26 protein-coding genes are annotated in these 26,466 nt (G+C 41.7%); 7 read left to right on the forward strand and 19 right to left on the reverse strand.

The features are described from left to right. The first annotated feature begins 97 nt into the window (after positions 1-97). Together PUW25_RS13175 and PUW25_RS13180 are read left to right on the forward strand one after the other, a co-directional pair. Entirely contained in the window at positions 98-1,027 is a 930-nt protein-coding gene (locus tag PUW25_RS13175; protein ID WP_274337176.1) for an AraC family transcriptional regulator, read from the forward strand. Positions 1,028-1,162: 135 nt separating this feature from the next. Next, positions 1,163-2,014: an aldo/keto reductase gene (locus PUW25_RS13180; protein WP_274337177.1), complete on the forward strand. Its 852-nt coding sequence runs from the start codon at positions 1,163-1,165 to the stop codon at positions 2,012-2,014. A gap of 282 nt (positions 2,015-2,296) precedes the next feature. Here the strand turns inward: PUW25_RS13180 and PUW25_RS13185 are convergent, their stop codons facing one another. Together PUW25_RS13185 and PUW25_RS13190 are read right to left on the reverse strand one after the other, a co-directional pair. Further along, positions 2,297-3,022, reverse strand: a complete 726-nt coding sequence (locus PUW25_RS13185) for a RibD family protein (RefSeq protein WP_274337178.1) — start codon at positions 3,020-3,022, stop codon at positions 2,297-2,299. A 54-nt stretch (positions 3,023-3,076) separates the two neighbouring features. Beyond that, positions 3,077-4,249 carry an MFS transporter gene (locus PUW25_RS13190; protein WP_274337179.1) on the reverse strand — a complete coding sequence of 391 codons (1,173 nt, stop codon included), beginning with the start codon at positions 4,247-4,249 and terminating at the stop codon, positions 3,077-3,079. Positions 4,250-4,439: 190 nt separating this feature from the next. Between PUW25_RS13190 and PUW25_RS13195 the strand changes: the two genes are divergently transcribed. Next, the gene (locus tag PUW25_RS13195) at positions 4,440-4,985 is read left to right on the forward strand and encodes a TetR/AcrR family transcriptional regulator (protein WP_274337180.1); all 546 of its coding nucleotides are present in this window, start codon (positions 4,440-4,442) and stop codon (positions 4,983-4,985) included. Between the two features lie 82 nt (positions 4,986-5,067). Then, a complete protein-coding gene (locus tag PUW25_RS13200; protein WP_274337181.1) occupies positions 5,068-5,940 on the forward strand; it encodes an AraC family transcriptional regulator in 873 nt (290 codons plus the stop codon). A gap of 26 nt (positions 5,941-5,966) precedes the next feature. Here PUW25_RS13200 and PUW25_RS13205 read toward each other — a convergent pair whose 3' ends face one another. Next, complete coding sequence (locus PUW25_RS13205) at positions 5,967-7,979, reverse strand: glycoside hydrolase family 2 protein (RefSeq protein WP_274337182.1); 2,013 nt, start codon at positions 7,977-7,979, stop codon at positions 5,967-5,969. Positions 7,980-8,202: 223 nt separating this feature from the next. Here PUW25_RS13205 and PUW25_RS13210 point away from each other — a divergent pair, with 223 nt between their 5' ends. Together PUW25_RS13210 and PUW25_RS13215 are read left to right on the forward strand one after the other, a co-directional pair. Further along, positions 8,203-9,570: a PepSY-associated TM helix domain-containing protein gene (locus tag PUW25_RS13210; protein WP_274337183.1), complete on the forward strand. Its 1,368-nt coding sequence runs from the start codon at positions 8,203-8,205 to the stop codon at positions 9,568-9,570. A 22-nt stretch (positions 9,571-9,592) separates the two neighbouring features. Then, positions 9,593-10,069 carry a hypothetical protein gene (locus PUW25_RS13215; RefSeq protein WP_274337184.1) on the forward strand — a complete coding sequence of 159 codons (477 nt, stop codon included), beginning with the start codon at positions 9,593-9,595 and terminating at the stop codon, positions 10,067-10,069. Between the two features lie 156 nt (positions 10,070-10,225). Here PUW25_RS13215 and PUW25_RS13220 read toward each other — a convergent pair whose 3' ends face one another. Continuing rightward, positions 10,226-10,906 carry a TetR/AcrR family transcriptional regulator C-terminal domain-containing protein gene (locus tag PUW25_RS13220; RefSeq protein WP_274337185.1) on the reverse strand — a complete coding sequence of 227 codons (681 nt, stop codon included), beginning with the start codon at positions 10,904-10,906 and terminating at the stop codon, positions 10,226-10,228. A 136-nt stretch (positions 10,907-11,042) separates the two neighbouring features. Between PUW25_RS13220 and PUW25_RS13225 the strand changes: the two genes are divergently transcribed. Beyond that, a complete protein-coding gene (locus PUW25_RS13225) occupies positions 11,043-12,395 on the forward strand; it encodes an MATE family efflux transporter (RefSeq protein ID WP_274337186.1) in 1,353 nt (450 codons plus the stop codon). 50 nt (positions 12,396-12,445) lie between these two features. Here the strand turns inward: PUW25_RS13225 and blaI are convergent, their stop codons facing one another. The 15 genes from blaI to PUW25_RS13300 all read right to left on the reverse strand — a co-directional run bounded on the left by blaI (position 12,446) and on the right by PUW25_RS13300 (position 26,464). Continuing rightward, positions 12,446-12,832 carry a penicillinase repressor BlaI gene (blaI, locus tag PUW25_RS13230; RefSeq protein ID WP_047911872.1) on the reverse strand — a complete coding sequence of 129 codons (387 nt, stop codon included), beginning with the start codon at positions 12,830-12,832 and terminating at the stop codon, positions 12,446-12,448. 19 nt (positions 12,833-12,851) lie between these two features. Then, the gene (locus PUW25_RS13235) at positions 12,852-14,621 is read right to left on the reverse strand and encodes a BlaR1 family beta-lactam sensor/signal transducer (protein ID WP_274337187.1); all 1,770 of its coding nucleotides are present in this window, start codon (positions 14,619-14,621) and stop codon (positions 12,852-12,854) included. Positions 14,622-14,648: 27 nt separating this feature from the next. Further along, positions 14,649-15,620, reverse strand: a complete 972-nt coding sequence (gene bla, locus PUW25_RS13240) for a class A beta-lactamase (protein WP_274337188.1) — start codon at positions 15,618-15,620, stop codon at positions 14,649-14,651. A gap of 325 nt (positions 15,621-15,945) precedes the next feature. After that, on the reverse strand, positions 15,946-16,287 hold the full coding sequence (locus PUW25_RS13245; RefSeq protein ID WP_274337189.1) for an Asp23/Gls24 family envelope stress response protein: 342 nt from the start codon (positions 16,285-16,287) through the stop codon (positions 15,946-15,948). 28 nt (positions 16,288-16,315) lie between these two features. Beyond that, complete coding sequence (locus PUW25_RS13250; RefSeq protein WP_338000030.1) at positions 16,316-17,434, reverse strand: AI-2E family transporter; 1,119 nt, start codon at positions 17,432-17,434, stop codon at positions 16,316-16,318. Next, positions 17,431-18,846 carry a sensor histidine kinase gene (locus PUW25_RS13255; protein WP_274337191.1) on the reverse strand — a complete coding sequence of 472 codons (1,416 nt, stop codon included), beginning with the start codon at positions 18,844-18,846 and terminating at the stop codon, positions 17,431-17,433. The genes PUW25_RS13250 and PUW25_RS13255 overlap by 4 nt, the downstream gene beginning before the upstream one ends. Further along, positions 18,827-19,534: a response regulator transcription factor gene (locus PUW25_RS13260; RefSeq protein ID WP_274338298.1), complete on the reverse strand. Its 708-nt coding sequence runs from the start codon at positions 19,532-19,534 to the stop codon at positions 18,827-18,829. Before PUW25_RS13260 ends, PUW25_RS13255 begins: the two co-directional genes overlap by 20 nt. Positions 19,535-19,706: 172 nt before the next feature. After that, positions 19,707-21,251, reverse strand: a complete 1,545-nt coding sequence (locus PUW25_RS13265; protein ID WP_420799951.1) for a choice-of-anchor Q domain-containing protein — start codon at positions 21,249-21,251, stop codon at positions 19,707-19,709. 146 nt (positions 21,252-21,397) lie between these two features. Continuing rightward, positions 21,398-22,117, reverse strand: a complete 720-nt coding sequence (locus tag PUW25_RS13270; RefSeq protein ID WP_047911879.1) for a CPBP family intramembrane glutamic endopeptidase — start codon at positions 22,115-22,117, stop codon at positions 21,398-21,400. Then, positions 22,110-22,667: a PadR family transcriptional regulator gene (locus PUW25_RS13275; protein ID WP_047911880.1), complete on the reverse strand. Its 558-nt coding sequence runs from the start codon at positions 22,665-22,667 to the stop codon at positions 22,110-22,112. Before PUW25_RS13275 ends, PUW25_RS13270 begins: the two co-directional genes overlap by 8 nt. A gap of 143 nt (positions 22,668-22,810) precedes the next feature. Next, the gene (locus PUW25_RS13280) at positions 22,811-23,233 is read right to left on the reverse strand and encodes a VOC family protein (protein WP_047911881.1); all 423 of its coding nucleotides are present in this window, start codon (positions 23,231-23,233) and stop codon (positions 22,811-22,813) included. Positions 23,234-23,250: 17 nt separating this feature from the next. Next, entirely contained in the window at positions 23,251-23,571 is a 321-nt protein-coding gene (locus PUW25_RS13285) for a hypothetical protein (protein WP_047911882.1), read from the reverse strand. Between the two features lie 148 nt (positions 23,572-23,719). Further along, the gene (locus PUW25_RS13290; RefSeq protein ID WP_047911883.1) at positions 23,720-24,052 is read right to left on the reverse strand and encodes a DUF4064 domain-containing protein; all 333 of its coding nucleotides are present in this window, start codon (positions 24,050-24,052) and stop codon (positions 23,720-23,722) included. Positions 24,053-24,100: 48 nt separating this feature from the next. Further along, positions 24,101-24,736 carry a hypothetical protein gene (locus tag PUW25_RS13295; RefSeq protein ID WP_047911884.1) on the reverse strand — a complete coding sequence of 212 codons (636 nt, stop codon included), beginning with the start codon at positions 24,734-24,736 and terminating at the stop codon, positions 24,101-24,103. A 444-nt stretch (positions 24,737-25,180) separates the two neighbouring features. Then, complete coding sequence (locus tag PUW25_RS13300; RefSeq protein WP_047911885.1) at positions 25,181-26,464, reverse strand: cellulase-like family protein; 1,284 nt, start codon at positions 26,462-26,464, stop codon at positions 25,181-25,183. Positions 26,465-26,466 lie beyond the last annotated feature (2 nt).

Below are 26,466 nucleotides of genomic sequence, written 5' to 3' on the forward strand. Positions count from 1 at the left end.
TCCTGATTCTATTAAATGATTGCCTATTACTATCAGCGGTATTATCAGGATAGCACCCTTCATTTATAATTATAGGAACATAGAAAGGGGTGTTAGGATGGAAGACATTCTTAAACAACAAAAGGCATTGGCTGAGCTTATTCAGAAGCACTCTGTCGTTGACGGAGTACACGAAACGCTGATTCCTTCTTTATATATCATTCAGATTTCGAAATTGGCCGAGCCTTCCCATAGGGTTTTCAAGCCTTGTTTTTGCGTGATCGCTCAAGGATTAAAAGAAGTATTCCTGGCACAAGAGCGTTTCAATTATGGACTTACAGATTACCTCGTCGCCTCTATGGATCTTCCGGTTGTAGGGAAAATTATTAAAGCCACTCCTGAATTACCTTATTTAAGCATAAAACTCGAATTTACACATTCACAGATTTTAGAAGTAATCAATGAGGCTAACCTAATCATCAAGCCAAAAGACCAGACAAATCGTGCCCTGTTTGTAGGTCAAATGGAGCCTACTCTTATGGATGCAACACTACGACTGGTCAAATTACTTGACCGACCGGAGGACATTCCGTTTCTTGCTCCATTGATTACTAAGGAGGTACTGTACGCACTTCTCAAGAGTCCTTACGGCGTCACCCTGGGGCAAATTGCAATGGAAGGCAGCAACAACTACCGAATCATGGAAACGATTGAACATATAACACGGTATTTTGATCAACCCCTTCGTGTGGAACAGCTCGCTGAAACTGCCAATATGAGTACTCCTTCGTTTCACCGCAACTTCAAGCAGGTCACCGGCATGAGTCCTATTCAATTTCAAAAGCAGCTTCGGTTGCAGGAAGCTCGTCGTTTACTGTTATCAGAATCCGCCGAAGCCTCCGAAGCTGCCTTCCGAGTCGGTTATGAAAGTCCCTCTCAGTTCAGTCGGGAGTATTCTCGTTTATTTGGGGCCCCTCCCAAATCAGACATCAAGCACATCAAGGAAATTTACGACTCATCCAAAAGTATCGTTTTCTTAGCAGATTAAATGATATAAATAGGCAAACATTTAATATGATCAGGATATCGCTTCCTAGCTTTGTCATTGCATAATAGATATAGAGGGCAGGATTTCATGCTTGAAGCTTAGCAAATGATAAATATTACAAAGGAGAATTAGTATATGAAATACGTTACTTTGAATAATGGTGTTAAAATGCCGATACTTGGTTTCGGAGTTTTTCAAATTCAAGATTCAAATCAATGCGAACAGAGTGTACTAGAAGCCATTTCCGCAGGGTACCGACTGATTGATACAGCAGCCTCCTACCTCAATGAAGAAGCTGTAGGAAGAGCCATCAAACAAAGCGGTGTGGCCAGAGAAGAATTATTTATTACAACCAAGCTTTGGGTTCAAGATACAGGATACGAGCGTACTAAAACTGCATTCGAAGCTTCCCTGAAAAGACTTCAGCTCGACTATCTGGATTTGTATTTAATCCATCAGCCTTTTGGAGACGTTCACGGTTCTTGGAGAGCAATGGAGGAATTGTACAGGGAAGGAAAGGTTAAGGCAATTGGAGTCAGCAATTTCCATAGTGACCGACTAATTGATCTCATTCTTCATAATGAAATAACTCCTGCAATTAATCAGGTTGAAACTCATCCTTTCTGTCAGCAAATCGAAGCTTCCCAATTCATGAGGGATAATCATGTGCAAATTGAATCGTGGGGACCTTTTGCTGAAGGCAAAAACAACATGTTTGAAAATGAACTATTGACATCCATTGCTGAAAAATATAGCAAATCCGTCGCCCAAATAATTCTGCGTTGGCTGATTCAAAGAGAAGTGGTTGTTATTCCGAAGTCGGTTCGTAAGGAGAGAATTGAGGAGAACTTCAATGTCTTTGACTTCCAATTAAGTGAAGAGGATATGAGCTCGATCGCTGCAATGGATACAAAAGAAAGCTTGTTCTTCTCCCATCGCGACCCTGAGATGGTGAAAATGATTGGTTCTCGTAAGTTAGATATTTGATACATGCTAAAGAGGCAAGTTTTGCACTTGCCTCTGTTTGTATTTCTATTTCTCTATATCCGATCCCAAAGCTGTCACCGAATTATTTATCAGTTAAATGCTTCAAAGCTTCAGGATGACGATCACCAGCTACTTAAATTTCATTTAATCCCTCTTCAATATAGAGAAGATCTTGCTGGTACAGTGTACATATGAAAAGTCTCCTTAGATTCCTTTTGCTTCGAGTTACTTCAAGAAAGTGAGAAAATAATACATCAAGAATGAAATATAATCAACTTCTTATTACACCATAGGATTTATCTTGTATTTCATCCAGAGACCGCCATCATGGAGCCTTTCTACGCTTTTTAAATAGAAGTTTACGGGATTTGAATTTGGAAGATGAGCGCTCGCTTCAAATAATGACAATGAGTTTGATGAGCCATCGACTATAGGAACCAAGACCAGACTAAGCTCATCTATTAATCCTTCATACAAAAAGGAGCCATTAATAAGTCCTCCACCTTCAAGCAAAAGTTTGTCTATCGAAAATAATTTTTTGAGCTTTTCGACAACTACAGTAAAATTAAGACTATTTTTGCCTCCAAAAATATAGGATACGCCTAATTTTTGCAGATAATTTAAATATGCATCCGACACCTCTTCCGTAAGCACCTCTATTATATGATGGCCAAAACGATCCTCATCTTCCTCAATGAAATTTTTTGTCCATCCCAATTTTCCCAAAGGGTCGACTGCTACTGCATAGCCCGGAGCATCAATATTTGCTACGTAATCTGTTCTAGGAATCGTCGGAGTGTTCTCTAGATCTAAATCCAATTTGTTTCCAAAGGTGAAATGTTTCTCCATGGTGATCCGGCCGCATATCCATGCTTTGCATTCGTAACGATCATGAATCTCTTCATATTTACTTGTGAAATATCGGGTTCGAACCTCCTCCAGATAATCTCCTGCTATTTTCCCATCCAAAGACGTCAACATGTGACAAATGATATATGGTCTTTTCATAAATGCCTTCTCCTTCTTTTCCTGTTTTTTAGATAATACGTATAGGCAATCTCATCACTTAGAAAGTTGTTGAACAGGAGCAAACAAATAATTTCTAAATAAAATGGTTGCTAAACTTAACACCAACGATAATATACCTACGAGTATAAGGTAAGGTGTTCCCATCTGAGTTATAAATATCCCGCCTACAGCTGTTCCCACTGTTGTTCCTATGTTACAAGCCGATATAAATAATCCATTGGCAAAATCAGGCGCCTGGGGGGCTGCAGACATAATCAAATATTGATTAATATTAGCCATAATGCCTCCAGCCAGTATTCCCCAGAGTATAGTTGTAATAGCCATAGCCACTGCAAGCTGCCCTGTGAAGAAGATAAGAATATAGACAGCAACCAACAACAAAGGAAAAACGAACACGGCTTTAGCAGCGCTATGAGTAAGCAGCCTTCCGGCGATAATGTTCCCAATCATATTAGCGCCTCCGAAGATGAACAAGGTCAGACTTGTGGCGTTAGGAGACATCTTAGTTACGGTTCCCAAGTACTCCGTAAGATAGCTATAGACGCCGAACACAGATGCGTTTAACAAAATCACGGTCACAATGGAAATCCATAATACAGGTCTCTTTATTACGGAAAATTGCGAGCCATAAGTTAGCCTTTCCTTTACAGGCATAGAAGGTACAAATAATACCGTAGCAATGAATACTAAGGCATTGACGATCAAAAAGAATGCCATTGCCCACTCATACGAAAAAGTATGATTCATAAAGCTTGCGATGGGTACGCCAGCTACCATTCCGGCAGATATCCCTATAAAAACCTTGGACACAGCTCTAGGAGCTTCTTCTTTACTTACGGACGAACCAGCCACTGTAAAGGCCAAGGAACAATAAATAGGATGAAAAAGTGCGGGTATGATACGTGCAATTAATAACATGGTAAAGCTCGTTGTAATTAAAGATACAATGTTGGCAATTACAAAAACACCAAGTACTAATAACATGACCTTCTTACGATTCATTCCTGAAAAAAGTAAAGGCATAATCGGACCCGATATGGCGATGCCTAATGCAAATACGCTCACTAGCAATCCCGCATGAGTTACACTGACATCAAAGCGATCGGCAAGGGAAGGTAATAAGCCAATAATCCCCATTTCCGTATTTAAAATCCCGAATACTCCTATTGTTAATATGAATATCAATAGATGATTTTGCTTGACCAAAAAAACAACTCCTATCTTCAATGCTTTCTAGTACAATTCACAAGTTATCAAAACAGTTTGTTTAATCAACTCATGTCAATTATTATAAAATCACTAAACTACTTTCAATGGTTAATAATTTTGATTTTGTTGATATTTCAACACAATATTTGAAAATGTTAATTATCTAAATAATATCGGAGGACTAAGCATGGCTAAAATGGATCGGAGAATTGCTAAAACACAAGAAGCATTAAAAAAAGCGGTTATCGAATTGATGAGCGTTAAGAATTTTGATGAGATAACCATCCAGGATATCGCAGATCAAGCGAATCTTAATCGAGGAACCATTTATCTTCATTACCAGGACAAATATGATCTGTTAGATAAACTAATTGAATCTCACATGAATGAGCTAGGTGAAATGGATGAGTGGGCATGTAAGTTGGACTGGAGCAATGGACTTACACCTTTTTTTGAGTATTTCGAGAAAAATTATTTGTTTTTTTCGACGATGCTGGCCAGTAAAGGCGCTCCCTCCTTTCGATCCCGGCTTCTTGAATACGTTATGGAAGGATTCAAAGGTGAGATTGATAGGGAGAGTGGAAAGAACGTGGATATCAACGAAGATGTAATGCTTCAGTATGCTGGTACTGCTTATGTAGGAGTCATTGAATGGTGGATTAAAAACGAGATGCCGTATCCGCCACAAGTGATGGCTAAACAAGTTGGTGCTTTGTTGGAGAGAAGCTTATAAGTTACTGATTTCTACAATTCCATGATAATATTTAATAATATTCTTAGAGAAGAGGATGTATATGTTCGAGGCGGACCAGAAATTGAAGTCAGATGGATTTGAAGAGGAAAAGATTTTTATACAACCCGAATTTATGCTCAAAGAATTACAAAATAATGCATTAACAAGTCACTTCCATATAAGCGATATCGGCTTTTTTCCTGCTGCAAAATTTCATTACAGACAAAGACCCAAAGGATCTCAATCTCATATCCTCATCTATTGTGTCAAAGGAGAAGGCTGGGTGGAAACCAATAAATCCGTACCAGTGCAACCCAGACAACTTATCGTTATTCCAGCGGAGACCCCGCATCAATATGGTGCATCTCATGAAAATCCTTGGACCATTTATTGGATGCACCTTACAGGGACAGACGCAGAATCTCTTATTCGAGCTTATTCTTTAGACGCGGGGCCCCTCCCTTTTACATTAAACTTGCATTCTAGGTGGGTCGATGACTTTGAACAATGTTACGACATGTTATCAGATAAACCGTATGCCATGAACAATCAGATTTATGTATCCCAGTGTATCCGCCATTTAATTAGTCACGTAGGATTTAGTTTAATGCATACACTTCAGGATAATAAAAGTGAACGCTATTTGGAACAAGCTGTGCAATTCATGACGGATCGGATGACAGAGTCTCTGACGCTTCCGGAATTAGCACGTCATTTAGGCTTATCTAAACAACATTTGATTTACTTGTTCAACAAGGAAACTGGCGTGCCTCCCATTGAGTTCTATCTCAGACTCAAGATGCAGCGAGCTGGACAAATGTTATCCTTATCGGATAAAAGCGTGAAGGAAATAGCCGGAGCTGTCGGTATAAAGGACCCCTATTATTTCTCAAGATTGTTCAAAAAAATAATGGGATGCTCGCCGACCGAATATCGGAGCATCCCAAAAGGTTGATAATTGTAAGTAGTTAAGAGACCGAATTACTGAACCAAATGGTGATCTGTAAAATGTCCGTTGTACTTAGTCAATGGACCGCTCGTTACCGAGAATCCGGTCGGTCTCTGAACATCCAGTATGATTTCTTCCATGTCGATATGAGGTACATCCATAAAATGTAACACGCATTGCTCACCAGGCTCTAATTCCGGTATATCTTTTTCGTAACAGTTACCAAATGGATCAGTAAGTTTTATGGTATATCCGGATATTCTGTAAGACGGAATGTCATTTGCAGTATCTATAATTACTGCCATACTTCCTTCTTTATTGTCCGAATTTACGGATACATGGATCGGTGAAGCCAACTGCCGTAAGGTTTCATATGATGGCTTAGGCGTACCGTCCAAATACATGGAACCGTGTACACGTTGTCGCAGCATGCCTTCACCGGCTTCGCCCATCTGTGTTCGATAATCATTCAGACTAAAGTATATCAGTGCTGCAATACCAGAATGCTTACGGTATTCTATCGTGTTCTCTATTAGAATTTCCTTACGTCGTTCGTCTCCTCCCGCATAAGCTGGTTCACATAGTCCATATTCTGCTACAATTACAGGTTTATTCTTATAAGCTTCTGTAATGGCTTCGATTACAGCAGGTCGATCTAGATCTCCATGCCAGGTCCCAATATAATCGTTCCACATAATAACATCACCTACACCCGTGGTGTCAGTAGAGGGATCCTCATGTACCGTATTGGAAACGTAGTTAATAAATCGGGTGTCATCTAAACCGCGAACAAGCGCCTTCAATTTTTCAAAATAACGAACTGTGATGGGAGATTGTCCATTTATCTCGTTACCCAGTCCCCATGCATAAATACATGGATGATGATAGTGTCGATTAATCATTTCATGTGCATGCTGCATAGACGTCTGAAGCCATTCATCGTCTGGATCATACGGCGTTTGCCAATGCGGAATCTCTTCCTGTACCAATAGACCATTACGGTTACACCATTCTAGTAGCTTGCTATCTTGCTGCCAATGAAAACGGGTTATTACGCAATTTGCTTCTTTCATATGTCGGAGCATTTCCTCAAGCTCGCTAAGCGTTTCGGCCATGCCTCGATCCGGGTGAGATCCCGGCATCCATTCAACCCCCATAAGTCGGACTGGCTCTCGATTGAGTAGTAATGTATTGCCATCTGACTGAATTTCTCTGAAGCCAACCTCTATGGATTCCTCATCGGAAAGCTCATCATCCAAGTACAAAGCAAGATTAACCTTATACAAATGAGGATGATCAAAATGCCACAGCTTGGGACTTTCCACCTTTAAATTTTCAAAACATAACATGCCTGCATTGCTGGTTAATTCCCATGTTTCTGAAATTGTGGAGCCCTCTTCACTGGTTACTGTTACCTTAAGTCCAAAAGTGCTGTTGTTCGACTCACTCTGTTCTTCTTCCCATAAACGAATCTCTCCTGATATTAAACCGTACGAGCAGCTACGCCCGTTTGCTTCATCACTAAATACAGGAACGGCCTGTATTTTGCTGTAATCCATTGCTCTGCGTCCGCTAACAATAAGGGATACTCCACGAATTATTCCGCCATCATCCGCCCAATCAAAGCTGTTGCCTACGGGAAGGGCTGTCTGACTATTTTCATTATTTGCCGATACAACGATCCTGTTGTTTTCTCCATAGGAGACGGCATTTGAGATATCTAATACAAATGAGGTGTAACCAGAATTGATATGTACCCCCACCTTTTGCCCATTTACCCATACAGCTGCATCACGATAAACCGCGTCAAATTGCAAACGAATTAATTTGTTCTCCCATTCAGGTGGAGCATAAAAGCTACAACTGTACCACCCTGTACCCCGAAACTCCTGCAGTCCGTCTTGAACATTCCACGTATGTGGAATCATGACGTTCTCTCCTTGAGGCGGGCCGCCTTCATGCCATTTTAGTTCCTCTCCCTCGTTCTTTAAATCTGCCTGAAAGATCCATGATTCTTCCAATGGGATACGTAATCTGGCGCTCATCCAAATTCCTCTCTTTCTCGTAATTTGTGCTTTATTATATAGAAGCTAAGCGCTCATAGCCATTCAACATCCTCTGATTACATGGACAATATTCTTAATTTTATCTGATTCACGATTTAAACATACTTCCTGAATAGCCCATTGGAGTCATACTCTCAGCTTATCAATTCAACTATAATAGCTTGAGTTAAGTTAAAAATTATATAGGGACAGGAGCAACTTAATGAAAGGCAGCGTTAAACAAGCAATAGTGACAGGTAAGCAAAAAAACGCATCCATTTACCAAACCTTATGGAGATGGCATTTATATGCAGGACTCTTCTTCGCCCCATTTATTTTTATCTTAGCAGTTACAGGATCTGTATATTTATTCAAACCTCAAATGGAACAATGGATGTATCGTGATTTATACGTTGTAAATGATGAAGGCAGCAAGCTCCCTCCTTCCTTACTCATTGAGAAAGTGATGAGCAGCTATCCAGATGCAAGGGTCGTAAAATACCGTCCTGGCGAGGAAGCGACACGATCTGCCGAAGTAAAAATCAACCAAAACAATGAAACGTATACCGTGTTTGTGGATCCTTACTCTGCTGAAATTATAGGAGATATGAATGATAAAAGCAGACTAATGGATCGGATCGAAGAATTTCACGGTGAGTTGATGCTAGGCACGACAGGGGATCGTATTGTTGAATTAGCAGCATGCTGGGCATTGATTTTAGTATTCACAGGGCTTTACCTATGGTTCCCTAGAGATAAGAGTAAATGGAGAGGTATACTCATCCCCCGATTTAAGACCACAAGAAAAACATTATTAAGGGATTTACATGCTGTTCCCGCCTTCTGGATATCGGCGGCGATGATTTTTCTTATCATTACAGGTCTCTTATGGTCTGGATTTTGGGGGACCAAAGTGCAGACCATTACGACAAATACAGGAGTCGGATATCCGCCGTCCATCTGGGTTGGAAATGCTCCTTCAAGTGGGCTAAAAACTAAAGATATCGCAGATGTTCCATGGGCTGCTGAGAATCTAGATGTTCCTGCATCAACGGTAAAAGAAGTCCAGCTATCCATAGATCAAGTTGTAAGTATCGCTAGTAACCTTGAGATTTATCCGACGTATGAAGTCATTTTTCCAAAAACTCCTGAAGGTGTATTTACTTTATCGGTTTTTCCACCTAAGGCTCGAGATGAAGCAACGGTTCATATTGATCAGTATAGCGGTGCAGTCCTTGCTGATTATCGGTATGAAAACTATGAGCCCATTGGCAAATTAATGGCCTGGGGAATTACGCTCCATAAAGGGTTAGAATTCGATTTATTAAACCAAATTATAGGGCTTGTTGTATGTATAGGCATTGCAGGTATTGTATTTACTGGCTTTTTGATGTGGTGGAAGCGTAAACCTAACGGTAAGATGGGCGCTCCCCGTTCCGTAAGTCCAGGCAACATTAAAGGACTGTTCATCATTCTTGCAGTGTTCGGGATTCTCTTTCCATTAGTAGGTGTGTCACTCATCGTTGTTGGTCTTATTGATTTCTTTATCATTAAAAGGGTTCCTGTGCTTAAAAAGTTCTTTAACGCGTAATTCAAAGAATAGGCGGTATATAATGAAGAAAAAGTCGTCCCTAATCTACTCGTATATCCTATTGACCTCGTTACTATCAGCTTGTACATCGGTAGATGCAGATGCAGCTCAGAAGTACAAGCAAGAAATTGTGCTCAGAGCGGAAATTACCGTTCCAGAATTAATCCAGATAGGTGTACCCCAGTCCTATGTTGCTAAGCTTGTTCAGGGAGACATCAATGTAGATAATCCTGATGTAATTCAGTTTCATATATGGAGTTCTGACGACAGGAAGGAGCCGTTTCATGAAACAATCAAACCGATCCATAGCAATAATGGGATGTTTACAGCCGATATCGTCTTACCACAGGATGGTATATATTACTTTCAAGTGATGGCCTCTTCTCAAGGTTCTGAAGTCATGCCTACTGTGCAGCTCATCGTGGGAGATGTCGAAGTGCCCGAAGCGGATCAGAATAACTCGACCAGCGGCACTAACAACAGCGGTGAGCATCATTAGTTCAAAAGTAAAGCACAAAGAGCCGCTTCTACGCGGCTTTTTGTGCTGTAACTGTCATTACTCCGTTTGCGATACTCCGGTTATAACCTTGATGTAATCGGTATCCATTACGAGTTGTATATAGACATCGTATGGGCATTTTCTACATTCAACTTTCTACTTCTCCTGCTCCTTTATCACTTGCTCTATCCCCAACAGAATCAGCTTCAAGCCAAACTCAAATGCCCCATCCGTCCCCATTAGATCAAACAGTCCACTCTTGTATGTCCTACGGAACAGTCCCGCTTCCGTCTCGCTCATAGAATCTAAGAGTCGAGTCATCTCATCGGACGGAAGCACTTCCTGGTCGTTAAGGATCGCAGAGATATTACGTTGATGCTGATAATCGTCTAGAACGAAGTAGAGAACATAGTTCGTAAGCGTCAGTACAGCCTGTAATTTCTGCTCCTGCTCTAGTGGCGTTGACTCCATACAGAGCAACAAGCGGTTGGTGAACCGGATCATGTCCGGCTCATGAGGCAGCGTCATCATCATAAGCTGTGTGGAGCAAGGGTACCGACTAAGCACACTCCGTATCGTTATCGCAAGACCCTCCATTTGTTCCTTCCAGTCCCCATCAGAACGAAACTCCTCGAGAACGATTTTGGAAATTTGGTTGGCCAGACGCTGGTATAGAGACTGCTTACTCTTGAAGTACCAGTACAGAGATGGAGCCTGAATTCCAAGCCGATCTGCCAACCGTCTCATGCTGAATTTCTCAATGCCTTCCTCCCCGAGAAGCTTCCACGAGGTTTCCAATATCTTATCCTCTGAAATTTGAGGCTGCTGTTTTTTCATTCGTATCCGTCCTTTTTATCTAACAGTGTAAGTTTATACTTTACAGGTTCTTAGGTTCATGATAACATCTAACACTGTAAGGTTCAATCTAACACCGTTAGATAAATCGAAAATTATGAAGAAAGTAGTGACTTATATGGATACGGAAAACCTCTATTATTTTGAAAAAGCACCGATTACCAAAGCCGTAGCTCACTTTGCTGTACCAATGATGCTAGGGAGTTCAATGAGTGTCATATACTCCATCTTAAATGCCTTTTTCCTTGGTACACTGGGCAATACGGCGATGTTAACCGCACTTGCGTTAACTTTGCCCTTATTCGCAGTCATTATGGCGCTAGGCAGCTTGATAGGTATAGGCAGCGGTACATTTATCTCTCGTCTGCTAGGCGAGAATAAATATGATGACGTAAAACATGTTTCCGCATTCGCATTTTACAGCAGCTTAGTTCTCGGTCTTATGGTTATGACCATCGGCCTGCCGCTGATCCATCCCATTGTTCATTGTCTCGGGGCTTCACCTGAATCCTTCGGATTCACAAAGGAGTATGTAACGATTATGCTTATCGGTTCTCCATTCGTCATCTTATTCTTCACGCTGGAGAATATCGTGCGCTCGGAGGGATCAGCGGTCACTTCAATGATCGGCATGATTCTCAGTGTTGTCGTGAATATTATTCTGGATGCGCTAGTCATCTTTGTCTTCAATTGGGGTGTGATCGGAGTTGCATCTGCTACGGTAATCTCAAACTTAATAGCAAGTGCATATTTCACCTTCCATATGGGTTATAGAAGTCAGTACCTAACGATCTCCATAAAATGGTTCCGGGCGACTAAAGACATTCTGAGCAACATATTTAAAATCGGCGTTCCTGTCTTTGTTATGAGTGTCTTCCTGGGTGCAATGTCACTGATCGTGAACTATTTTCTCGTCGAATACGGAGATCAAGCCATAGCGGGGTATGGAATTTCATCACGTTTATTGCAATTTCCTGAGTTTATATTGATGGGATTATGCGAGGGCGTTGTACCGTTAATTGCATTCACTTTTACAGCGAATAAATTACGCATGAAGCAAACCATTGGATTTACGATCAAATCAATTGTGGTTTTGGCTTTATTATTTGGTGTCATCGTCTATCTGATTTCCGACCATCTGATTAGTTTATTCACAAATGATCCGCAATTAATTGAAATGGGCAGCTATATTCTTCATGTGACCTTCCTCTCTCTCTTTATTTCAGGAGTTACGACGTTGTTTACGGGGATCTTCCAAGCTACAGCGCAAGGAGCCCCCGCGTTTGTTATGTCAATGATCCAAGGAATTACTCTCATTCCTGTGTTATATATCGCTAATCGGTTACATGGATTTCACGGAGTGATCTGGTCACTTGTCATCGCAGATGCCGTCGCATTTCTTGTTGGAGCAGCCATGATGTATATGCTGCGGACCAAATTGCAGCCGGATTTAGATCATTTAGTACAGTAGTGGTAAGTGATGATAATCCTAAGAGTAAACGATCGACAGCAATGCAGTGCTTATTTCTTTTTATCCGTTTTCTCGTTCAATAAGCTGCGCAGCTCCTTAATCTCCTCGTCTGATACAGCATTGTCTTCAAAAAAATGAACAAGCATTGATTTCATTGTACCGCCGTATATTCGTTTAACGAAGGACTGCGTCTCTGCCTGCTGACATTCATACTGAGAGAATAATGGTGCAAACGTATATACTTTTGTATCCTGATTAATGGATACTGCCTGCTTTTTGACCAGCCGGTCCAGCAGTGTTCGGATTGTTTTGGGCTTCCAGTCTGTTCGCTGCTGCAAGGCATCGATGACTTCGCCAGCTGTTCTTGGAGCCCTTTCCCATAGTACTGTCATGACTTCCCACTCGGATTCCGATATTTTTGGCACCTGTTTCGTCAACGATGTCACATCCTTCTAACTAATATATCCCTTTGTCTTCTAATATCCGTAACGTTATTTGTGAGGCTGTACTGCCGTTTGAACGACCATGATCCTGGATATTGGTTGCAAAAAAGTAGCAGTTGTCCTCATCCTCAACATAACCAATAAACCAGCCATTCGTATTCTTCTGATTAACCGTGCCTGTTCCTGTCTTACCGAATAGCGCCTTATCGCCCTTATCTTCTATGTGAATCGCTTTCTTAACTGCCTGAGCATGCTTGCGGTCAAAACCGAGCTGATTTGTATACATCGCATGCAGCAGCTTAACCTGCTCAACCGCTGATATTTTAAGTGAAGATTCCAGCCAGTAAGGCTCAGAATTGCCAGAAATATTAGTATTTCCATATTGGATAAGATTCAAATAGTGTTGTATCTCACTGCGTTTGATTCTGGACTCCATGTTCTCAAAATACCAGTTCACTGAATCCTGCAGAGCAGTATGCATCGTTTGGTCTCTGTTCCATTCGGTATATGGGTACTTGTGACCGTTCCATGCTATTCTCGTATCCTGCTCTGAAATAGCTTTTGTTTCAAGGCCAATCAAGGCGCTGTATATCTTGTAAGTAGAGTCAGGCGATACCCTCCTTGTGCTGTGATCCTTGTTATAGATCTGATACTCATCTTGCTGCATATCATATAGTACAAACGTTCCTTCATATCCGGAAAAATAACGGCTTAAATCCTCATAAACAGGCTCGGCCTCTTTAAATGAATAACGGGAATCATCATACTCAACAGCCGAAACAAGAGGAAGCTGACACAATATAAATACGACGGTAAAAATGACTACTGCAATGCTTATTCTTTGTTTGCTTCTGGATTCTGCTGCGAAATTGGCAATCTTCTCGATCCTTTGCTTCAGCTGGCTTTTTGGACTGACTAGCTGATTGGCTAGATTCAGGTAAGAAGATTTAGACCCCCGCTCGGCAAAATGGAGGATGGTAAGTCCATAGCCAGTATGCTGCTCTTCATCCAGCAATTTGAGTACCGCTTGATCGCAGGCAATTTCACGATCCAATCTCATCTTTCTGAAGGCCAGCCAGATAAGCGGGTTGAACCAGTATAGCATCTGGAATACAACAAACAGATAATTGGTAAGGTAATCCTTGCTTCTTAAATGATGCAGTTCATGCAAGATAATATATTTCACTTCAGCTTCGGTCAGCCATTCGGTAAATCCGGATGGAAACACAAGACAAGGCTTAAAGAACCCGGTTAATAGCGGTGACTGTACGAGTGGCGATTCCAGAATGCGCAATTCATTTGTTAAGTAAAGCTTTCTTTTGCAGTGCTCCAGTATATTCAAGATTTCCCGATTGACAACTCGCTTAGACAACGTGGTTACACGTCTTATATTGATCCAGGAAATGAAAAAAACGAAGGCTAGAATCAGGATTCCACTAGCCCAAATGCAAATCACTACTGTCTGAAATAAATCAGGTGCGAAACGACCCACAGATACCGTAAAGTCCTGAAGTAAATTTGCATTGGAGGATACATAGAGCGGTTCTTGAGTTGCTTCATCGCTGTGATTTGCAGATAAAGCACCGCCGAATTCATTAAAGAATGTTCCGGAACTTAATAATGAACTTGGTATAAAAGGAATAACTAACGCAGCTAACAACAGAAACCATAGATAGTAGTTCCACTTCGTCGTAAGCTGACGGTGAAACATGAATTTTAACAGCAGAATTCCGCCAGCTGATATGGAAGAAACTATACAAGCGACAGTAAAAATGGCAAACAAATTCTGCGCTCCCTTCTCTTGTGGTCCTTACTTCGAGGAACCACTGTCCATGTGGTTTAGAGCCTGAACTGCAAGCTCTGTCGTTCGCGCAATAAGCGAGTTATCGTACTCGGCGTCTTTTTCATCGCGGCTCGTCATTATGGCAAGAACAATCGGATCACGATTTGGAGGCCATATGATGCCAATGTCGTTCCTTGTTCCGTAGCTTCCGGCACCTGTCTTGTCTCCTACGTTCCACCCTTCAGGAACCCCTGCACGAATCAACTCATCCCCTGTTGTGTTGCTGCGGAGCCAATGGGTCAGAAGCGTTCTTTCCTGCTCGGAAAGTGTATCTGTAAGTATAAAATGATGAAGAGAATTCGCCAAGGCTCTCGGAGTACTGGTATCACGGTCATCACCTGGAACGGCCTCATTCAGCTCGGTCTCATAGCGGTCAGCCATCGTAACGGTATCCCCGATTTCTCGAAGTACGGTTTCAAAGCCTTTCGGTCCGCCCAGCTCCTTCAGCATCAGATTGCCTGCAGTGTTATCACTGAAGCGAATAGCAGCGTCCATAATTTCACTGAGCTTCATCCCCGTAGTTACATGCTTCTCTGTTATCGGGGAATACTCCTCTACATCTTCTTTAGAATACGTAATGATCTTGTCCAGCTCCTCCTCCGATTCTTTAAGCAATATTGCTCCTGCTGCCAGCGCTTTGAAGGTTGAGGCATAAGCAAACCGTTCATCTGCACGATAGGAGACCATCTTGCCGGAACCTGTATCCCATGCAAATACACCGACTCTCGTATCATACTCTTCTTCTAAGTCTGCATAGCTTTCATCTGCAGAGACTGATATAGAAGTATTAGCATCCGTACCTTGTACACTATCTACTATTGCCGTGTCCTTTCCTCCTCCACACCCATTCAACAGCAGAAGAACAAGAAATATGCTTAGTAAAACATACGGTTTAGCATATAAAGCGGTGAGCTCCCGGATCCTTTGTACATTTCTCATTACTTAATCCCCATTTCATATGATTTGTAATGCATTAGCGCCCATGTAACTCTAACCGCCCCCCTTCGCATGACTTGGCAACCACAATAACTAACGGCTTTGTGGGACAACAGATGAAATCAGTAGACTACATTTGTAGTCATGCTATGATATTACATTTGTAATCTGATTATGTCAAACATTGGACACAGCTATGGACTTTTAAAGTCCGTATCTTCTTCTCTTGTGGATTAATATTTCTCGACAAAAAAAGCGGGCGTTGCATTAAACTGCAACCCCGCCGCTAATAATCCATACTACAGTCGAATAGCTGTAATCCCTCAATCTAATCTAATGCAATCCCTTCTACTTTTACAAAAATCTCGCCGATTGAGGAGCCTGTTATATTTTCAATCAAATTCTTCACTCTTTGTTGCAGCTCCCTACATACATGGTGAATCTTCACTCCGTAATCTACAATAATTCGCAGCTCAACATTGGTGACTGCGTCTAACCGATGAATCGTTATTCCCTTAGATTGCCTACTGCTGCTTAGTTGACTCAGCATATCGTTTAAACCACCCGTCACTACCCTAATTCCCTCTATGTCTCGCAAGGCTTTTTCTGCAATTTTGGTAATCACTTGATTAGAAATAGATACTTTTCCCTCCGAAGTTTGAATCATCATATTTCTCTCCTCTTGATTGGAATATGAACTAAGCTTTCTCCCACTTCTCCTTCACAAAGAGAGCGTACAGCTTCAAAACAATAATTTTGATTGTGGTATATACCGGAATGGAGAGAATTACGCCGATCAGACCTCCCATATCCTGACCCACCAGTACGACCACAATACTTGTGATGGGATGAATGTTAATTGACTTCTTAAATATATAAGGTGCGAGGATGTTATCTTGGATCTGCTGAGCACCAAGAATAATAACCAGCGCCCATATCGCTGTCGACGGTGATTGGATAAATCCAATAATAAGGATAGGAACAGCGGATATGATCGCTCCTATAAATGGGATAAAATTCGCGATAACCGCAATAACCGTTAATAGAAGCGCATAGGGCAGGTCAATAAATATAAACCCAATATACATTAAGACTCCGAGTGCTATATTGGTGATGACGCGCCCTACGATAAAGCCTCCAAGTGAATTATCGATCTCTTCAATCAATTCCTGCCCATCTTCCCGAAAACGTCTCGGCAGAAATGCTACGATTTTCTCTCCAAACTTTCCTCCTTCTTTTAGCATGAAATATAGAAGGATCGGCGTAATAAATAATACAAGTATGAAATTGGAGAAGAATGTAAATAGGCTCGACAAGTAGGCACCCAGCAAATTCATTCCCTGGTTAATGATATGGGTTACACGTGACATCAGCTCATTACCCTCAGGCAGAATACTTGATAGCAGCCCGCTGTCTTCCAGCTCTTGAAGCTGAACCGTCAGCTTCGTAACCAAGTCAGGTATATTAAGGATGAACTCATGCAGCTGTTCGCGAATTGAAGGCCACACACCAATGATGAAGCCGATGATAACGATCAAAAACACAAGATAGATCATCAAGATGGCAAGTGAGCGGTTCCCCCATTTTCGATGCATCCATTGCACCAAAGGTCTTAACAAGTAATATAAGAAACCTGCCAGCATTAGCGGGACGATTATAACATTGAACAGTGAAAACAAAGGTATAAACACAAATTGCACTTTATAGCTTAGGAAAATGATAAGCAGAATAAAGATCACGCCGATACAAAAGCGTATCATCTTGTTTGTTTGAAGCAACTTACCCCCTCCATCTAAGTCGGTCACGCATATTTTCATTTAGGAATCTCAATCTTGAATACTGTCATCTCTTTGTCATTGCTGCTAAGCGTCAGTCTTCCGCCCATCCGCTCAGTATTTTTCATTGCAATAGCTAAGCCAAGCCCCGTACCGCCAGTAGCCGTTCTGGCTTTATCTCCCCTCACAAAAGGGTTGAAAATCGTCGTTTGTAATTCATTCGGAATGCCTACTCCATTATCTGCAATCTCGATCATTACGAACTCTTCTTGTGGAATAACTTCGATTCTTAATAGGGTTCCATTATTGTTATACATCAGCGCATTACTGATGATATTGTGAACGACACGTGCCAGGAGCTCGGGATCAAATCGTGCGTATACCGCATGATTCGGAACCTGAAATTGCAAATTGAAGCTTTTTTTCTCAATTTCGCCATACGTGTCCGCAATGACTTCTCGCAGAAAATCGCCAAGCTCGTATCGATCGGTCTTCAGAAGAAAGTCTGGCGAATCTGTTTTTAACAGCTCTACCATGTTTAGAATTAGTTTCGTCACCTGCGTCGACTTGTTGTAAATATACGTCAAATACTTTCTCTGTCGTTCAGCATCATCGACACGGCCTTCGTACAAGGCTTGCGCGTATCCTTGAATCGTTGTTATTGGTGTCTTCAAGTCATGGGAGAGATCCATGATCATCTGTTGTTTGCTCTCCTCAGCCAGTCGCTTATCTTCTGTCGTTTTTTCAATCATATCCGCCATATAATTGAACTTCTCACCCATTTGTTTAAATTCTTCCTCTGCATCGACTTCAATTCTCGTATTGTAGTTGCCTCGAATCATTTCATTCAGCCCTTCACTAATGGTCTTCAGCGGCTTTTGAATTCTCCTGGCGACGGTGTAACTGTAGCCTAGAATAAGTATCAGAATAAAGATGATACCCAGCATGATGTACAATGCTAGAGGCTCACTTAATTGGGACATAAACGGAAAACTATTGACTGTAATGTTAATTCGATCTCGAGGGATCTTAAGCAGCAGCCAATATGTGGAATCAGCGTCCTGGTAACGGGTGAGAGAGGAATAATATGGATCATTCACTCCATTTTCGAGAAGCGTAAATAATTGTTCTTCTGTGTAACGATTCACTTCATCTTTTTTAGATCCGATGACTTTCACGATGCTTTTATCTATGTCTAACAGTTCAAGCCAACCACCGCTATCTAGGAGCTTTTTCGTTTCAGGTCCAGACTCCATATCCGATAAGTAGACGCTGGCTTCAACCTCCAGATCGGGATCAGCAAGCTGATACTCCTTCAGCTGATTTGAAATGTCGAGCTGTATAAACATATACGCACAGCAAGCGATGAATACAACAATAAGTAAAAATCGAAAGAAATCAAATGCGAGCGAAGTTTGCAGCGGACGCTTATTTCTATTTTTCCACAGACGCATCCATTTTGTACCCCAATCCTCTAATCGTTTTTAAATATTCGGGTTTCTTCGAATCCCGTTCAATCTTCTCTCGAATGTTACTGATGTGTACCATAATGCTGTTATCCTCATGCACATAATAATCCTCCCACACCGCCTCATATATGCGTTTACGAGTAAAGAGCTTCCCTGGTGATTCCATCATAAGCTTCAGAATTTTATATTCCGTAGATGTCAGGGATACCTGCTGTCCCGACACATACAGCGTGCATGCATTTGTATCCAGAACAAGATTACCGAGGGTAAGATTTGAGTTCGTCTCCTTTTCTCCTGTAGATCCATCAAATTGATGTACTCTTCGGATCATGGCTTTGACACGGGCAACCACCTCTAGCGGGTTAAAAGGTTTGGATACATAATCGTCCGCTCCAAGCTCAAGTCCCAGAATTTTATCATGGTGTTCACTTTTTGCCGATAAGAGCAACACGGGAATGTGACAATCCCGGCGAATGATCTTCAGGAACTGCAACCCACTAAGCTCAGGCATCATAACATCTAAGATAATGAGATCGACAGATTCAGCTTGAACCATGTGTAGAGCTTCATTACCATTGTTCGCTTTTACGATGTTGTACTCTTTCTCTAAATAGAGCTGAAGCAGCTCCACAATCTCAGATTCATCGTCAGCAATCAGAATCGTGTAAATAATAATCCCTCCTATACCATTTATAACTGGAAGATCTTTATAAAGTCTTAACTGAATCTAAAGATTACATAAATTTTAAGCATACTTACTTATAGAAGACATCAAGCTGTCAGATAAATTATACAGAAAATAAAAAAAAGTCGCTCAATTAGCGACTATTAATGGTGACCTTGTTCTATTCATCCGCCCCAATATTTACCATATCTCCTTGTATCCGATTGTTGCCATCGATGTCCAGCGTATTCTCGATCGACATATGTGTCATACCGACATCTATTGCAGGAGAACTCTTTTGCAAGTGAAGGTTCTCAAGCTGCATATTTACGAATTGGGGATCGGTAAAGATGGAATGTTTATCATTGTTGGTAGCCTTCCGGTATGACTCTAGCCCAGCATACTCCTTGTCCTTCCATGTCCAGAGTGAATCGTCCGTACCCACCGGACTATAATACAAATTATAGTCGACGACATTGCCGGAGTTGCTCGTGTATTCGTTAGATATGAAGACATCCAATTGCCCAGCATGAAAAATGTTGTTCATGATGACATTGTCGTGCGTGTAGTTCTGCAGCAGCAATTGGCCGCTGCCGTCATTCAAGGTGTTATTGTTGAAGAACGTATTGTTGATAATCGTGCTGTCTGTCGTTGAACCCCGATCCTCATCATATCCGCCCACTGCAATTCCCGTGTAGCGATTGTTGTATACTACATTGCTGCGCACCGTTATTCCGCTGGTTGCTTTGCCGTAATGCTCACTGGCCAGCTCGATGCCGATATCGTTGCCGAAGCTGTAATTACGCTCGATGATGCTGTCTTTGCCGCCATCAACATAGATCCCGCCTGCAGAATTACTCTTGTTCGGTAAGGTTTGGCCGTAGGACGGATTATAATTAGCCGTAATGTTATATACTTTATTCCCGCTAATGATGCCGTTGCGTGCTTGATCATAACGCTCGTCAGGTGAGACACCTTCGAAACCGATAACATCGATGCCGATATTGTCGCTATCGTGAACACTATTGTTCGTAACCATGAATGTATCCACGTTCCCATTGATCGCGAGCGCTTCACTGGACCCGAGCACAAGATCGTACAGCTCGTTCCCGTCAATGGTCACCTTCGTAATCGCATCGGGTGCTTCATTCCCGTAGACGGCAATCCCGTGCGCATCTCTTCCGCTCAGATCGCTGGCGACTGCGGCCGTATGTTTGATCGCATAGACCTTATTATTCAAGAGTTTAATATTTGATCCCGAACCATGAACGAATAGACCAATTGGCATTTGATCCTTCTCTGATGTCGTGAAATTTCGGACGACCAGACTTTGAATCGTAATGTAGCTGGCGTCATCGATTTCGATCAGCCCTTCCTGCCCGTTGACCTTTAGTCCGGTACCGTCGAGAATTGCCGTTTCATTCGGGTAGCTAACGAAAGTGATCGATCCACTGTCTGTGGAACCAGAACGTGTAATGTTCAGCTTCTGCTTATACACACCGCCTCGAACATAGACCGTACTGCCCGGCTGAACCGTATCCGCTGCATGCTGCAGTGTTTTCCATGGTGACTGCTTGGAGCCATCATTCGAATCTTTGCCGGTCAGCGCTACATAATACGCTTCCGACGCGGCGTTAGTGGAAGGGGCTTCGATCCGATTTACGAAGATCAATAAAGCGGCCGCGGCAATGCCTCCGATCATGAGGATTTTCATCCAATTGTACATAGTTAGTCCTCTCATACTTCTTTTTGACCTGACTCATTAAGCTAAATTGCTATGGCTGCAACAACGTCGCATCCACGTAAGTAATAAAGATTGATCTATTATATCATTATGAGAACTCAAATAGGGCAGGAATGAGCTTTATGCACCTACTTCATAAATAAAGCACTAAAAATCACGACATCTTGTAAGAAATGGATCGCTAACGCCCAGAAGAACCCCTTCGTTTCTAACATTGATTTGGCCAAAAACCATCCGATAAAAGCAGCCATCAATACACCCACTATTCCCCCTGGATTTCCGAAATAATGAACAATACCAAAGGTCAATGCTGATAATCCCTGCGCTATATACGGTGAGAAGCCATATCTGCTAACAACAGCTACAAATGAAAACCGGAAGATGATTTCTTCAGAGAAGGCATTCATAAGCGAAAAGATAAGAATTAATATGACCCCAGGATATAGCTCTAAACTCATGCTTTCCCCATACCCCAGTTGGAAGTATATGACCACAATGGTCACCAGTGTAATCACAATCGCGAAGTTGAAACCTAAGTTTTTCCATGACTCCGTTACTTTTGGCTTAATTCCAATCCAAGGTTCCGGCCGAATAATTCCATCTCGCCTTCTAAGACTTAAATACGTAAGACCATCTTTACCTGCGATTCCATATACAATGCCGATCATAATCATAGCTAACAACAATACCGTAATCTGATAACTAATCTCCAGATTGTATACAGCCCTATCGAATATTTCTAAAGCGAGGAGCGGACTGCTTCTGAACCATAGCAATAGAGGCGCACAAGCGGCAACCATGATGGTGATCAACAGGATGGGGATCCAATTGAGTCGTTTTTTACTCATCAATATGCCTCCAATGTGGATGGTTTAATATTGCAAGTGCATGGTGACACCATTCGATGGTCATTTGCAGATATCGCTCACCATAGTCGAGAGTCAATAACCAGAGCTGGGCTTGTTTACGATCTGCTCCAGGAACACTCGCTTTAATTCCTGCGAGCATCGCGGTTAATCCCTCACTCGCTTCTATTTCTTCCTTCAGAAAAGCGACTAATTGCGGCACATTCCGTTTATCGGAGACGAAGAGCTTCATCAGTAATTCATTTCTCATCACAGGTTCCATCGGAGGTTGAGTTAACCAAGAATCAAGTTGATTACATCCCTCTTGCGTTATACCATAGACAATTTTGCGCCTACCGGTCTCTGCTGCTTCCACAACCGACACATAACCTTCTAGCTCCAGTTGCTTGATGCTCTTATGAATATGTCCATAGGATTCGTTCCAAAATAGGCCGATGCTTTCCTTCGAGAACTTGACCAATTCATAGGCGCTCATCGGTTTAATCCGAAGTAAGCCGAGAATCGCAAAATGACTAGTATTGATTCTTTTCATATGCCCCTCCTCACACATCATATATCTTTAAGATATATACAATTAACATATTATCCCACTACATCAAAGATTACAATCCATCAAAAAAAGACCCATTCTCAAGGAATAGGTCTTCTTGTGTTTCTCACACCTGGATTTAAGAATTACTTAACGCGTTTGGATATAGGATGATCTTCATTCATTTGCAGAAGATCCCACAAATTTCCGTATAAATCTTTGAACACGGCAACCATTCCGTATGATTGTTCTTTGGGATCTCTAACAAATTCTATTCCTTTGGAGACCATTTCATTATAATCTCTCCAGAAGTCGTCCGTGTTTAGAAAGAGAAATACTCGGCCACCAGTCTGGTTACCAACAAACTGCTCTTGTTCCGGTTTAGATGCTCTAGCTAGTAATATTGTCGTACCAACAGAGCCAGGAGGAGAAATTACTACCCATCGTTTATCTTGCTCTGGTTGATAAGTATCTTCAATTAACGTGAAATTTAATTTTTTTGTATAGAATTCAATCGCTTCATCATAATCTTTTACAACCAAAGCGATATGTACAATGGACTGAATCATTTTAGTCGTTCTCCTTCTCAGAAGCCTAACAGCTTAAAAATATATTCCTCCGTTGCTTTGCCAACCATCTCTTCCCAGCTATCAAATTTCGTTTGCTTCGATACATAAGCATCCAGCTCTTCTCGATGAATAGCTTCAAAATCCTCCTCTGTGTCAGCATTAAATCCGCTTTGATTAAAGAATTCATCTATACTCTCAAAATTTGTGAATCTTGTCATGAAAGACGAGTTAAACATTTCATCAAAAGAAACAGAGCGATTATTTTCAAGATTACGAACATTTTCTTTAATCTCATGTAACCTGCTATTGCTTAACTCATCTATTCCGTCCATTTTCATGAAGTCACCCCCTCTGTCTTCCAAAAACATTCGCCAAAGAGAGACTTTATCCCTGCCAAGACGTTGTCAAGAAAACACAAAGTCTCCGAAATACGATAAAAAACAGCCTTAAGGAAGTTCTCCCTAAGGCTACACAGATCAATTAAAACTATGCTTCTATATTTACACTCTTCTTTTTACTCAAAATCCCCATAAACCCGGCAACAACAAAGAGTACGCCGGAGAGAATGAAAAACATGGAGATGCTTATAAATCCTGCTATACCACTCACTAACATGATGATTCCTGCAATTTTAGGTTTTGATTTTGCCATTGCAGATCCAATAATTCCTAGGATACTAAAAATCATGGCCGAAATCGCTAAACCCGTAATGCTTGATGTTCCGCTATCTGAGAACGCTGCATCCACCCCGCCTATCATCAATGCAACAATTGAAGCAATAATACCGAAAATACCAGCTATAAGACCCATAGCAAACATTCAAAACTTCCCCCTATTTCCTTAACCGATGCTCAGTCACTTTGGATTCTACTTTAACTGCAGTTTAACTGAATATTCTTCTCTTTGATCGTTGGATCCAAACCCGTCACCTTCAGTAATGTACCACTTGATCTTAACCCACTCAATATCTTCTGCGTTTCCACGATCTAGGAACCATATTACATTACCTTCTTTGATAACTCCTTCTTCGATCTCCCCTCCTAAATTATCTGACAACCACATATTGGCATCGACCTGTTCCCCAGTAGATGTGATAAGCTCTGCTTGATCCGGATACGTAGTAAATATTTTATCCGTAGTGTTTTCGATATTCATTTTGATTCCTACTGCGGACGCAGTTAAATCTTCTGTATCTCCATCCTTAGGTGCTTTGTCTGAAACTACGACTTTCTCGATCGTTGTTACCACACCATTAAAATCGTCTGACCAGGTCGCATCATTGTAATAAGTCCAAATATCGTCTGAATTTTCAGTTTCCTCACTTACGTTTTCTGTAGTTGTCGTTCCCTCGCTTTCGGTAGAAGTGACGGAGTCCACATTACTATTTGACTCCATCTTGGCCTCGGTCGGATTGTCATCCTTAATGTTTGTGACCTCATTGCCACATCCGACTAACAGAACAACTGACAATGCGATTACAGTAAAAATGGGTAGCTTCTGCATTTCATCTTTCCTCCATTACAATTCAATACATCTGACCGATCCTCAAGTAAGTGCGCATGTCCTCTGAAAATATGATTGTTTCCTATTCACCCAAGGGCCCTTTGGGTTTATATTGTTTCCGTTTCCTAGAACTCTGTCTATCCCAAAATCAATATAACTTTCTCAGGGAATGACGCAGTTCACCTTGCTATCAGTCAGCTTATAAAGTTTAACATCTTAAATAGTTAAAAGGTATTAAGTTTGTATAATCTTCATCAAATATTAATAATTTTTATAATTTTATTTATATAATATATATTTGTTATATTATCCCAATGATATCCTTACTGGCTCTTCCTGGTTATTCTCTAAAAAAATAAAGGCAGCCAATTAAATCATTGGCTGCCTTGAGGAGCTTCCTCCTACTTGAACTAATTACAAATTGACCATAATCCTGTTCTCTTCTTAATTATATTCCAATATGAATCGATTCCATTTCTGCTGCCAAGGGATGTCGTCCCAGAACGGATGATGTGGCGCGCAGTTAGAGCACAATGTCATTCCCCAGAAACCAAGGGACATCCCTTTACGGATCGCATATTCAGCGATAAACTTTCCGACTGGTCCTTCTTCAAACCCTGCGTATAGCGGGGTATATCCTACGTAACCCTCTCCGATGACAACCGGAATACCGTTACGCCGTACCCAGTCATGAACTTCATCAAATCGCAGGTCCACTTTTTGCAGCATTGCGAGTTTTTGTGCCGCATAGTGCTCATATAGGAATAAATCCCATTTGTCTGTATCCGCCCAGTCATGCAGATAAATTAGCTTCATCCCGACCGGATTACCTTCCATCCGCCATTCCTGTCCTACCGGAAGTGTCCATTCTTCAATGGGTGGAGCATCTTCTCTAAGCAACGACTGTACAAAAGGATTCGGAAACGGCTTATCCTCGTTCAGACCGGCCAAATCCATCAGCTCGTTCAGCACGCCTTTAATATATAAATGAAAATGAGCAACCTGAAGGTTACGTGCAACATCGCATTTTGAATAAGCTTCGTTCAGCGTATAGCTTGCGGTTATCAATAGATCTGGATGACATTCGCGCAGATAATCTACGGCCTCTTCAATATATGGCTGCATCACTTCCACAAGTTCCGGCGTATTCGTATCTGATATCCCTTGGCTGGTTCCGATCGCTGTCAGTTGTCCGAACTCCACCTCATTATGCAGCTCTGCATAAACAATTTGACTGCCATAGCCTTCCTTCTTAACGAATTGAATTAACTGATTCATCGAAGCGGCGATAGCCATGAACCGTTTCTCTGGCGGTATCGCAGCCAGCTCATCCCGCAGCTCGGGATGGGCTAGGAAGCTAGGGCTCTGTTGATACTCCCAGGAGGATAACATAATATAACAGTTATGAGCTTGTGCCTGCTTGAACAGCTCCAGCAGATGAGCATGACCGTCCAGCTCAGCTCCACCGCGGCAATTGTACCAGCGCGTGCGCTGACCGACTTTTCCTAGATTACCGAATTTCAATGGACCAGGGCGCTTCCCTTCACTTGTGAACAGCATGAACGGCATAGCGCAGATCCGAATCGTGTTGTATCCTCGTTCCACCGCTTCTTTAAAGCGCGCGCTTAAGTCGCTATACGGCTCACCCGGCATCGTCATCGTATACCAAGAGAAATCCCACATCGTAATCGTAAGCTTCCGAGGCAGATCATTTCTAATGTTAATCATAT

This window comes from Paenibacillus urinalis, assembly GCF_028747985.1.
GTDB classification, from domain to species: domain Bacteria; phylum Bacillota; class Bacilli; order Paenibacillales; family Paenibacillaceae; genus Paenibacillus; species Paenibacillus urinalis.